7 protein-coding genes and 3 pseudogenes are annotated in these 12,650 nt (G+C 33.3%); 5 read left to right on the top strand and 5 right to left on the bottom strand.

Annotated elements, in window-relative coordinates; translation table 11 throughout:
• Positions 1 to 70 precede the first annotated feature (70 nt).
• Complete coding sequence (locus tag P5P87_RS19170) at positions 71 to 1,150, top strand: glycosyltransferase (RefSeq protein ID WP_278020286.1); 1,080 nt, start codon at positions 71 to 73, stop codon at positions 1,148 to 1,150.
• 343 nt (positions 1,151 to 1,493) lie between these two features.
• Here P5P87_RS19170 and P5P87_RS19165 read toward each other — a convergent pair whose 3' ends face one another.
• The 3 genes and pseudogenes from P5P87_RS19165 to P5P87_RS19155 form a co-directional block, all read right to left on the bottom strand.
• Positions 1,494 to 2,606, bottom strand: a complete 1,113-nt coding sequence (locus tag P5P87_RS19165; protein WP_278020285.1) for a porin — start codon at positions 2,604 to 2,606, stop codon at positions 1,494 to 1,496.
• Between the two features lie 163 nt (positions 2,607 to 2,769).
• A pseudogene (locus P5P87_RS19160) lies at positions 2,770 to 3,854 on the bottom strand (sensor histidine kinase).
• Between the two features lie 206 nt (positions 3,855 to 4,060).
• Positions 4,061 to 4,744: a response regulator transcription factor gene (locus tag P5P87_RS19155; protein WP_278020284.1), complete on the bottom strand. Its 684-nt coding sequence runs from the start codon at positions 4,742 to 4,744 to the stop codon at positions 4,061 to 4,063.
• Between the two features lie 244 nt (positions 4,745 to 4,988).
• On the opposite strand from P5P87_RS19155, the gene P5P87_RS19150 reads away from it, so the two are divergent.
• The 4 genes and pseudogenes from P5P87_RS19150 to P5P87_RS19135 all read left to right on the top strand — a co-directional run bounded on the left by P5P87_RS19150 (position 4,989) and on the right by P5P87_RS19135 (position 10,722).
• Positions 4,989 to 7,763: a TonB-dependent receptor gene (locus P5P87_RS19150; protein WP_198855448.1), complete on the top strand. Its 2,775-nt coding sequence runs from the start codon at positions 4,989 to 4,991 to the stop codon at positions 7,761 to 7,763.
• A gap of 212 nt (positions 7,764 to 7,975) precedes the next feature.
• Positions 7,976 to 9,156 (top strand): annotated as a pseudogene (locus P5P87_RS19145) (hypothetical protein).
• A 106-nt stretch (positions 9,157 to 9,262) separates the two neighbouring features.
• Complete coding sequence (locus P5P87_RS19140; protein WP_095928275.1) at positions 9,263 to 9,601, top strand: T9SS type A sorting domain-containing protein; 339 nt, start codon at positions 9,263 to 9,265, stop codon at positions 9,599 to 9,601.
• A gap of 140 nt (positions 9,602 to 9,741) precedes the next feature.
• A pseudogene (locus P5P87_RS19135) lies at positions 9,742 to 10,722 on the top strand (LuxE/PaaK family acyltransferase).
• A 68-nt stretch (positions 10,723 to 10,790) separates the two neighbouring features.
• Here P5P87_RS19135 and P5P87_RS19130 read toward each other — a convergent pair.
• On the bottom strand, positions 10,791 to 11,135 hold the full coding sequence (locus P5P87_RS19130) for a hypothetical protein (RefSeq protein WP_198855445.1): 345 nt from the start codon (positions 11,133 to 11,135) through the stop codon (positions 10,791 to 10,793).
• 173 nt (positions 11,136 to 11,308) lie between these two features.
• Positions 11,309 to 12,604: a tyrosine--tRNA ligase gene (gene tyrS, locus P5P87_RS19125; RefSeq protein WP_278020283.1), complete on the bottom strand. Its 1,296-nt coding sequence runs from the start codon at positions 12,602 to 12,604 to the stop codon at positions 11,309 to 11,311.
• Positions 12,605 to 12,650 lie beyond the last annotated feature (46 nt).

Below are 12,650 nucleotides of genomic sequence, written 5' to 3'. Positions count from 1 at the left end.
AATTTAGTAATACCCTCGAAATAACATAAAAAACATATTTGTCTATCTTCGTTTTTAAAACGTGTTAAAAATGAGCATAGATTATTCTGCGAATAAAACTATTTTAATTGCTCCATTAAATTGGGGACTTGGACATGCCACTAGATGCATTCCTATTATCAAAGCGCTTCAAGAGAATAATTACATTCCTATTATTGCTTCAGACGGAATTGCATTGTCTTTATTGCGAAAAGAATTTCCTTATATACAAACTTTAGAATTGCCTTCTTACCATATTGAATATGCAAAGAATGGTAAAAACTTTAAATGGAAGCTGATCAAAAATCTTCCAAAAATGATTACTGCCGTTTTGGATGAGAAAAAAATGATCAATCATTGGATTAAAAAACATGGTATTGACGGCATCATCTCAGACAATAGATTAGGAGTTTTCAGCAAGAAAGTGCCTTCTGTTTTTATTACGCATCAACTGAATGTAATGACAGGAAATACAACTTGGTTTACAAGTAAATGCCATCAGTATTTCATTAAAAAATATAATGAATGCTGGGTTCCCGATACTAATGAAAAAATAAACTTGACAGGAGATTTAGGTCATTTAAAATCGAATGAACTAAATCTAAAATATATCGGTCCGTTAAGCCGAATGAAGAAAAAGGATACTCCAAAAATATATGATTTAATGATTATATTGTCTGGACCAGAACCGCAACGTACTTTCTTGGATGAAAAACTGCAAAAAGAAGGCGCAAATTATCCTGGAAAAGTTGTTTTTGTACAAGGTGTTGTAGAAAAAACACAGACTAAAAGAGAATCAGGGAATGTTACCTATTATAATTTTATGAATTCTAAACAGTTAGAACAGACTTTTAATGAAAGTGAATTTGTTTTATGCCGTTCTGGATATACAACTGTAATGGATTTGGCAAAACTAGGCAAAAAAGCCTTTTTTATTCCGACACCTGGTCAATATGAACAGGAATATCTAGCCATAAAACTTCAGGAAGAAAATCTTGTACCTTATGCAATGCAAGACGACTTTAGTATTGAAGATTTATCAAAAGTAAAGTCGTTTAAAGGACTAACTCAATTTGAAAACAACATTGACTGGGATTCTCTATTTAAGGTTTTTGAAGACAAAACTGCATAATTGCACGCTGATAAAACGGATTTATAAGTTGTTTATACTATAAAAAAACCTCCAGTTAAAGCTGGAGGTTTTTCATTTTTTATATAAAGAAATCAGTTTTCATAAGCGTCTTTGCGACAGCAAATGCGTCTAATCGGTGTCGATTTAGAAGTTAAACTGCGCTTGTAATCTAAGCACATTTCCTTGTTGTCTGTTTATTGGAAGTGCACTGTCTACAAAGCTTCTGTCTGCCACTACATATTCAGCAGTTAGCTCAAATGCTTTGATTGGTTGCCATTCTATGCCAAATTCGTAATCTCTAACGACGTAGCTTCTAGCATCTTTTTCGTATTTTTTTCCTCCGTCATAATATTGAAATTTGGCGAAAGGGTAAATACAGCTGCTTTTTAATATCCCATTTATAGTTTAATAGAACATAACCACCGTTCAAATCGGTTTGGTCAATGGTATTTGTAAGAGTATTGTATCTAGGTCCAGTTCCTATATTATATTCTGTCTGGATTCCGAATGGTCTTGGATATAAAACGAAAGTTGCTCCAACTCTCTGATCTTTTACATATTGAGGATCGTTAACAATAACTCCTGACGAAACTTCTCCCGTAAAAGCCCATTTACCAGTATAAGCCTGAATTCCTGGTTCTATAATCTGACTTCCAATAACAAAAGGATATGTTACTCTTGCCACAACATTTAAGTCTCTGTTTCCGTCCAATTTATTTGCAATCTGACCATTGTAAACTCCAAAAGCAAAAACACCAAAATCTCCAGAACCTTTGTAACCATCTTTAACCAGCATTTCAAAACGCTGTCTAATTTCGGCTGGAGCCCAGTAAAAGAATATTCCTAAATCACGTTCATTTAAGATTGAAGAGTTTATTGCATCCGCACGGTCTAAAGTTAAACGCTGTGAACTTGATTGCATATTTTCAAATCCATACGGAATTTTACTTTGTCCAACACGAACACGATATTCTTTTTTCTTGTCGAAAGAAAGATCAAAATACAAGTCACGAATCTGCACAAAATTATTAATTCCACTTGCCGGTGAACTTGCAAAATCGGGTTGAAAATAGAAAAATACATTCGGATGCACTTGTCCAGAAAACACTAAACGGGCACGGCGAATAAAAAGTCCGTTATTTGCTTTGGCATCTGGAGCTGTAGAAGTAGTCCCCCAAGATCTATCACATTGTTCGCAAGAAACTTTATCGTTTGTAGATAATAGACCATTGTATCTAATCTGTGCGTAACCTCTTAAGGAGATTCTATCGTACCAATGTTCTTCAACTCCTCCTCCAGACTTGGTTTCTGGAAGTTTTGCTTTGTTTATAGAATCTAAAATACGCATTACTTCGTTTTTTACATCCTGTTTATTCAGCTCTTGCTTATTTGTTTCTTGTGCATTGACTGCACAAGTTAGCAGTAATAAAACGGCTAATAGTTTTCTTTTTATCATTAGTTCTGTAATTCCCTTAATTTCAGGATGCAAAGATGGAGCACCTATGTTAAGAAATCATTAACCAGATGTTACTATAATAAAAATTTAATGTTATGGCCTAAATCGGAATGTTTATTTATTGTTAAACACCTTTGTTTTAGGGCTTTTAGCAAAACTGCCGTTACGATTTTTTAACGTCAATTTTTGTCGTTTTATTTGCTTTTTCGAGTGTAAAAGAGAATTCAGAGCCAATTCCGAACTCACTTTCTACGTAAACTTTCTCTTTATGAGCTTCAATAATATGTTTTACAATCGCCAATCCTAAACCAGAACCGCCTTCAGATCTTGTACCGCTTTTATCTACTCTGTAAAAACGTTCAAAAAGTCTTGGAATGTTTTGTTTTTCAACACCTTCTCCGTTATCACTAATACGTATTAAAACTTTTTTCTTGGTTAAATTTACTACGCCAACTTCAGTCAAACCGCCTTCTTTTCCGTATTTAATAGAATTCACAATCAGATTTTCCAACACTTGTTGAATTCTGTCTTGATCTCCTCTTATCATTACAGACTGTACATTTTTGCTTTCAAAAGCTAGTTTAATTTTCTTTTTGTCTGCCTTCATTTCTAAAAGCTCAAAGACATTCTGAATCAATTCAACAACATCAAAATCAGTCATATTTAAATCTAAATCTCCCGATTCTAATTTGGTAATCATATCCAAATCTTCAACAATATATATAAGACGCTCTACTCCTTTTTCGGCACGTTTTAAATATTTTTTTCTGATATTTTTATCATCCATTGCTCCATCAAGCAAAGTAGAAACATAACCTTGAACGGTAAATAAAGGGTTTTTAATTCGTGCGAAACGTTTCCTAAAAACTCTCTTCTATATTGTTCACGAATTTCGAGCATTTCAATTTCGAGCTTTTTATCGGTTGCAAACTTTTTCACTTCACGCGAAAGCGTTTCCATATCCGTATTAATCGGCTGATTGATTAATGTTGTGGATTCTAGCAACGAAACCTCATCGTAAATTTTCTTCACTCTTCGGTAAATAAAGCGTTCTACACGATATTGTAAAACCAGAAAAGAAAAAATATAGATTACGATTATGAAAATTATTCCAAACGCAACTTGATGTTTTAATTGATTTTTATAAAATAATGACATTAACATCAGTACAAATGCTGTTGTAAAGAGACTGATATACAATGCCGATTTTATCGCGAATTTGTATGTTTTTTTAAAATTAATTTTCATTGATAATTTTAACCATTAAGAGATTAAGAGAAATTAAGTGTAATTCAAAAACCATATAAAAAACTGAAGTTCGGATAAACTTCAGCTCCTTATATGGTTTAAATGTATTGAATATTTTTAAAAGAATTTGAATGGATTTAAATCTTAACCAAATCCCAAAGAGTCTTAGTAACTTAGCACCTCAGAATCTTAGCATCTTAAAAATACTAAACTTCAAATTTGTAACCAACACCTTTTATAGTTTTAAAAAGATCTTCGCCTATTTTTTCGCGCAGTTTTCTGATGTGAACGTCAATTGTTCTTCCTCCAACTACAACTTCATTACCCCAAACTTTATCCAAGATTTCGTCTCTTTTAAAAACTTTCCCTGGTTTTGAAGCCAATAGATAAAACAATTCGAATTCTTTTCTTGGCAAAGCAATTTCTACATTGCCTTTTATGATTTTGTATTCCTCACGGTTAATCTCGATTCCGCCTACATTTAAAGTATCTGTAACAACTTCTTGTTCTTTTAACCTTCTTAACAGAGCCTTTACTTTTGATACCAACAATTTTGGTTTAATTGGCTTGGTAATGTAGTCATCTGCACCAGCATCAAAACCAGCCACTTGAGAATAATCTTCACTTCTTGCTGTAAGAAATGTTATGATAACATTATTTAATTCTGGAATTTTTCTAATATGCTCGCAAGCCTCCATTCCGTCCATTTCTGCCATCATCACGTCCATAATGATTAATTCTGGCGACTCTTTCTGCGCTTTTGCTATAGCATCTTTTCCATTAGAAGCTGTAACAATCTGGTAGCCTTCCTGAGCAAGGTTATAGCCAACGATTTCTAAGATATCTGGTTCGTCGTCAACTAATAAAATCTTAGTTTGTGTTTTTTTCATAAATAGCAAAAATTGAGATTTTTATATCGAAACTTCTTCATTAAACATTCGATATTTCTTATTTCACAGGGTAAATATACTAACAAAAGAACCTTTAAAAAATGGTGTTAACCGTAATTTAATCTCGTAACAATTTGATAATCTTAACAACACAAAAACATAACAAGTCGGTAACATGGACTTCACAGAGCGGTTCTTTCTTTGCACAAAAATAATTAAGACACAAACACAACACTGAAAAAAAATGAAATTCAATTTAAGATTTCTCTTTATTGCATTATTTATCTGTACGATCTCGATCGCGCAAAACAAAGGTACGATTTCTGGAGTTCTAACTGACAAAGATATGAACAACGCATCTCTACCATTTGCTAATGTTTTAGTTAAAGGTACAAATATTAGCGCAAATACCGACGTAGACGGAAAATATTCCTTAAGCGTAAATCCTGGAAACTATACTTTAATCTTTAGTTTTTTAGGATATGAATCTGTAGAAGCTCCTGTTGCTGTAAAAGCAAATGAAACTGTAGTGGTTAATCAAGGACTTTCATCAGGAAGTTATACTCTTAAAGATGTAGTGGTTCAAGCTTCAACTGGAGGCAAACAAAAAGAATCTGCTTTACTTCTAGAACAAAAAAATGCTGTAGATATTAAACAAGCTATTGGTGCACAAGAACTTTCTAAAAAAGGTGTGAGCGATGTTGCCAATGCTGTTGTAAAAACTACTGGTATTACTAAACAAGAAGGAACCAATAACATTTTTGTGAGAGGTTTAGGAGATCGTTACAACTCTACAACAATGAATGGACTTCCAATTCCATCAAATGATCCTGAGAAGAAAAACATCAATTTAGATATTTTCTCAACAGATATTATTGAATATGTTTCTATCGACAAAGTATACAACGGAAAATTCTTTGGAGATTTTGCTGGAGGAAATGTTGACATCGTTTCAAAAGATTACAAAGGGAACGGTTTCTTAAAAATTGATTTTGAATCAAAAATAAATACAAACGCTATTAGCGAAAACAATTTTACTTTACAAAAAGGACCAAATGCTTTTGGATTTAGCAAAGCTGAAATCCCAAATAATCCTTTGACACAATACAATTACGGTTCTTTGCAATTTGACAAAAAGACGCCAATTGGAGGATCTTTTGGAATCTCAGGTGGTGATTCTTATAACGTTGGTGAAGAAGGAAAAATCAATATCTTCGGAACTGCATCTTTCACAAACGAATATGCTTCAAGAACAGAAGGTATTGCAAGAGGTAGTGTTAATGCTGCTGGTGTTGCTGGAAAAGATTTGGATTACAACTATCTTTCATACAATACAAACACTACTGCAATGTTTAATGCTGGATACAAAATTAACAGCAATAACAAGATTAACTTCAATACTTTGTTCATCAATACCTCTACTCAAAGAAAAGAAGAATCAAGAGGTTATATTGTTGACTTAGCAAACGAAGGAAACGGATACATCCGAAGAAATGAATATGAAAAATCGGCTTTATGGGTAAACCAATTATTAGGAGAGCACAAATTAAGCGATAGAAGCACATTTAACTGGGGCGGATCTTTTAATACTGTAAAACAAGATATTCCAGACAGAACATACAACACTATGAATGTTCTTGACCAAGGTTATGTAATCAACTCTCAATCTGCGCCAAACAACCACCGTTATTTTCAAACTTTAAAGGAAAACGAATTAGCGGCAAATTTATCTGTAAACTACAAATTCAATAAAAATGAAGAAGGAGATTACAAAGGAAAATTTACTTTAGGCTACAACGGAAGGTTTAAAAACAGAGATTTTGAGGCAACTCAATTCAACTTTAAAACTACAACATTCCCAGTTTCTCATACAGGTGATATCGTAGACCCAAATAACTTGGATTTATTCTACAACCAACAAAACTTGGATAACAACTTCTTTACCATTTCTACTTTCCGTGGAGGACCAGAAGTTCCAAACGCACTTGACCCACAAACATATAATGGAGACTTGACTATTAATGGAGGTTTCTTAAATACAGAATACAAATTCAACAATAAATTTACTGCAGTTTTAGGATTAAGAGCTGAAGTTATTACACAAACTGTTGACTGGAGTACGCAGTTAGATCCTGCAGGAGGAAGCGATAAATTAGACAAAACAGCTTTCTTACCAAGTTTGGTATTGAAATATGAACTTAACGAAAAACAAAATTTACGTTTCGGATTCAGTAAAACTTATACATTGCCACAATTCAAAGAAAGATCTCCTTTTATCTACGAAGAATTTTTACAAGCTAAAATTGGTAACCCATTTTTATATGCTTCAGATGATTACAACTTTGACTTAAAATGGGAAATATTCCCGAACAGTGATGAAGTTCTTTCTGTAACAGGTTTCGGAAAATACATCTTAAACCCAATTAACGAGGTAGTTATTAACTCTTCTACAAATGATATCTCTTATGTAAACTCAGGAGATTATGGTTATGTAGCTGGAGCAGAGGTAGAATACAAGAAAACACTTTTTAATTTCGATAGCGAAAATGCTAAAAAATTAACTGGAGGAATCAACGTATCTTACTTATACAGCAAACAAGAGCTGAATAACGAAAAAGTTCAAGAAGAAACACAAGGAACACGTCCAACTACTTTTACCAACACAACAGGTAAATTTACAGGAGCTTCTCCTTTGTTATTAAATGCCGATTTATCTTTCTTCAACGAATGGAATGACAAAAAAAGCAATTTGACAACAACTATAGCTTACAATTATTTCTCTGACCGAGTAAATGCAATTGGTACATTAGAAAAAGGTGATTTAGTTGACAAAGCTGTTGGTTCATTAGACTTTATTGCAAAATCGAAATTGAACAAAAACTATAGCCTTGGTTTTGTTGCAAAAAACTTACTTAACCCAACTATAGACAGAGTTCAAGAAAACAAATCGGGCGATGTAAGCGTTTTGAGCTACAAAAAAGGATTGAATTTAAGCCTACAGTTTAGTTACGAGTTCTAAACCGAAAAAATATTTAATTAAAAAAGACAGCTTCTAAAAGCTGTCTTTTTTTTGCTCTTTAATTCAAAATATTTCCTTAACAAATTAACATTTCCTTAATATAAAGCATTCGTTTTGTTAAACTAACAATTACAGTAGCTTAACACCTGAAAAAGATTTCTAATCCATCTTTGCAACAGAAATTAAACACAAAAAAAATTATTAAAACGATTATGAAAAAATCAATTTTAAATTTCGTTACAGTTTTTGCTTTATCAGGAGTTTTGCTTACAAGCTGTTCTTCTAACGATGATGATAAAAAACCAACTTCTACGTTTACAGCAGATCCTGCTAATTTTCAAGGAAAAATTACTGATGGTGAAGTAATTCTTGATGCTACTAAAACGTACAAATTAACTGGAGCTATTAAAGTAGAAAATGGTGCTACTTTGACAATTCCTGCTGGAACAGTAATTGAAGGAACAGGTGGAACTGCTTGCTTACATCGCAGTTGCGCAAGGTGGTAAAATCAACGTAAACGGTACTGCTTGCTAAACCAGTTATTATGACTGCTTCTGTAAAAGTTGCTGGTAAATGGGGTGGATTAGTAATTTGTGGAAAAGCGCCAATCAACCGTGATAATGGTAAGACTACTACAGCTACATCTGAAGTTGCTGAGTTAACTTATGGTGGAACTGTTGCTAATGACAATTCAGGTTCTATTAAATATTTAAGAATTGAGTACGCTGGTGCTGCTTTCAATACTGAAAAAGAATTCAACGGACTTTCATTCTTCGGAGTTGGTTCAGGTACAACTGTTGAAAATGTACAAGCTTACTACGGAGCTGATGACGGATTTGAATTCTTCGGAGGAACTGTAAATACTAAAAACTTAATCTCTATCGGTAACGAAGATGACCAATTTGACTGGACTGAAGGATGGAGTGGAACAAACGAAAACTGGTACGGTAAATTAGATTTCGGAAAAGGAAACAGAGGAATTGAAGCTGATAACTTCGAATTTGGATATGCTTTTGCTCCAATCTCTAACCCAACTATTACAAACTTAACTCTTGTTGGACCTGGAAGTACAGCTTCTACAGCAAACTTCCAAGAAAACCAAGCTATCAAATTAAGAAGAGGAACTAAAGCTAAATTCTCTAACGTAGTAGTAACTGCTTGGGCAACTGGTGTTGATGTTGAAAACGATGAAACTATCGCTTTTGTTGGTACAGATTTAAAAATCACAAACATCTTATTTGGTGCTGATATAGCTACAAAAACTAAAGGAAAGAAAACAGACGGAACTTCAGCTAATGTTTCTGCTGTAGCTGTTGAGTCAGCTTCTGCAACTGGAGCTGGAGCTGGTATTGCTCAACCAACATGGGCTGCTGGATGGTCAGTAGGTTTCTAATCACTTCGAACACATAATGTTAAAAACATCCTAATTCTTTAGGATGTTTTTTTTGGCGTACTTTTTGTAATTTTTTTTGTATATTTACAATATCCAAATATACGCGATGGCAAAAAACTACTTTTATATTACTTTCTTATTGGCATTTTTCTTCACTGTAAGCGTTTCGGCGCAAGACAGCAAGCAATTACCAAAAACTCAAGAATCTACTTCTATTGAGGGTTTAAGCTTGTATCCTAACCCAGTGACAAATGGCAAAGTCTATATATCGTCTAAAAACGATTTAGAGAAAGAAATTATTGTGTTTGACATCTTAGGAAAAAAAGTTTTGCAAGCCCATTTAGTTTCAAGAGAACTAAGTGTTGCAGAATTACCTCCTGGTGTATATATCATCAAAATAAGTGAACAAAACGCATCGGCAACCCGAAAACTCATTATACGATAAAAGCTCCATTGGAGCTTTTTTTAGTTTTAAGACTCAGTGCCTGTATTTAGTTTACACACTTTACTGCAAACCAAGATTGAAAACTGTGACTGAATACTGCGACTAAACACTAAATATAATATCTTTGCAAAAAAAAAGTTTTGATCACAGCCAACGATATCTTTACCATTTCAAGTCAGAAACAATTTGAAAAAATAGCATTAAAAGTGTTTCGTTTTCAACACGAGAACAACAAAGTTTATCGTGAATTCTGTGATTTTTTAAAGGTTAATCTGCAACAAGTAAAATCACTGCGAGCAAATTCCTTTTTTACCCATTCAGTTTTTCAAAAGTCATGATGTGGTTTCTAATACAGATCCTGCACAAGTAACTTTTACAAGCAGCGGCACAACCGGAATGATTACTAGCAGACATATCGTGACCGATGTTTCTCTATATGAGGAAAGTTACCGCAAAGGATTTTCTCAGTTTTATGGCAATATCGAAGATTACGTTGTTTTAGCCCTTTTGCCGTCTTATTTAGAACGCGAAGGCTCTTCGTTAATTTACATGGTCGAAGATTTAATAAAACTCTCTAATCAGCCTGAAAGCGGGTTTTATTTGCACAATCACGACGACTTAATCAAAAAACTTCTTGAGCTCGACGAAGCAGGCCAAAATGTAATTTTAATTGGTGTTACGTATGCTTTATTAGATCTGATCGAAAAACACCAATTTAACCTTCAAAATACCATTATTATGGAAACTGGAGGAATGAAAGGAAAACGCAAAGAAATGATTCGTGAAGAATTGCATGACATTTTATGTAAAGGTTTTGGCGTTTCATCTATTCATTCAGAATATGGAATGACGGAGCTTTTAGCGCAAGCTTATTCTCTTGGCGAAGGAGTTTTTGAATGCCCTTCTTGGATGCATATTTTAGTTCGAGATCCGGAAGATGCTTTAACTTATGTAAAAGACGGAAGAACTGGCGGAATCAATGTGATTGATTTAGCTAATATTAATTCGTGTTCTTTTATTGCTACGCAAGATTTAGGCAAAAAAATCCCAACAACTCTTTCGAAGTATTAGGACGTTTTGATAATTCTGATATTCGTGGATGTAACTTGATGGTTCTTTAAATTGGTTAATCGTTGATTTGTGTAATCGTTTAATCGCAAAAAAACAATTAACCGATTAAACAAAAAAACTAATTCTCCTCTGTTACACCAATACTTTCAATTCCTTCTCTTTTTTGAAGCTCTTTTTCTTTTTCGCCTTTACTCTCTAAAAGCTTGTAAACTCCATAGCAAGCCAAAGCACCAAAAAGTACAAAAAGTATATTCCATCCTGGATTACTAAAACTGTCATCGTTTACATTTTCAACACCTCTAATAAGGACAGCTAAAATTCCAACAAGAAATCCTGCAACGAGAGTACCTCCATAATAAGACACTATTCCAATGCCGAAATAACCCCATTTGTTCTTATCATATTCAAGAGCTAAATTGGTATATCCTTTCCAAATCCAGTAAATAAGTAAAATTCCAATCATATTTTTTAGGTTAGTTTTAGGGAATAAACTTAATAAAAAAATATTTACATTTTCAATATCAGAACTTTAAAACAAAAAAATCCCAATATTCTTTCGAACATTGGGAATTATATATTCAATTTAAGATTTCATGGATCGATTAAACAATTAACCGATTAAACGGTTAAACCTGTTTAAACAACACGAATCACAAAATAATTTTTCTTTCCGCTTTGCAATAAAACAAATTGATTATTGATTAAATCATTTGCAGTTAAAACGAAATCCTCTTTTATCTTTTCTCTGTTTACAGAGATTGAGTTTGCGGTTAAAGCTCTTCTAGCTTCTCCGTTTGATTTAAAGAAACCTGTTTTTTCATTTAAAACAGTAATAATTTCCAATCCGTTTTCTAAATCAGCTTTTGCGATTTCAGCTTGTGGAACTCCGTCAAAAACTTCTAAGAAAGTAGCTTCATCCAATTTTTTCAAATCTTCTGCCGTTGAATTTCCAAACAAGATATTTGAAGCCTGAATCGCTTTTTCTAATTCTTCTCTATTGTGAACAAAAACAGTAATTTCTTCTGCCAATTTCTTTTGTAAAACTCTTAAATGTGGTGCTGTTTTGTGCTCTTCAATTAAAGCATCAATAGTATCTTTATCTAAGAAAGTAAAAATCTTGATGTATTTCTCAGCATCAACATCAGTTGTATTTACCCAAAATTGGTAAAATTTGTAAACCGAAGTTTTATCGGCATCTAACCAAACATTTCCGCCTTCAGATTTACCAAATTTAGATCCGTCAGCTTTTGTAATTAATGGAGTTGTTAAAGCATATGCTTTTGCATTTTCTCCACCCATTCTACGCACTAATTCTGTTCCTGTGGTAATATTACCCCATTGATCAGAACCGCCCATTTGCAGAATACAATTGTTATTTTTGTATAAATGATAAAAATCGTAACCTTGAATTAACTGGTATGTAAACTCTGTAAAAGACATTCCCTCTCCTTCTCCGCTAAATCTCTTTTTTACAGAATCTTTAGCCATCATGTAATTTACAGTAATTCTTTTTCCAACTTCACGTGCAAAATCGATAAAAGAAAATTCCTTCATCCAATCGTAGTTATTCACCATTACTGGCGCATTTGCATCATTTGAATTAAAATCTAAGAAACGAGATAAAACACTTTTAATTCCAGCAACGTTTTTGGCCAAAGCTACTTCGTCAAGCAAGTTTCTTTCATCAGATTTACCAGAAGGATCTCCAATCATCCCAGTTGCTCCACCAACCAAAGCAATTGGTCTGTGACCAAAATTCTTTAAGTGAACCAATAAAATGATCTGAACCATACTTCCGATGTGCAGAGAATCTGCCGTTGGATCAAAACCAATATACGCAGTTGTAGCTTCTTTTAGTAATTGTTCTTCTGTTCCAGGCATACTATCATGATATAACCCGCGCCATTTTAATTCTTCAACTAGATTCTTCATTTTTTCTTAAATAATTTGCGCAAATGTAATCAATGTCAATGGTAAT

Source organism: Flavobacterium ginsengisoli, assembly GCF_029625315.1.
In the GTDB taxonomy this organism is placed as follows: domain Bacteria; phylum Bacteroidota; class Bacteroidia; order Flavobacteriales; family Flavobacteriaceae; genus Flavobacterium; species Flavobacterium ginsengisoli.
Note: the sequence above shows the minus strand (reverse complement) of the source record. Positions and strands in the feature narration are given on the sequence as shown.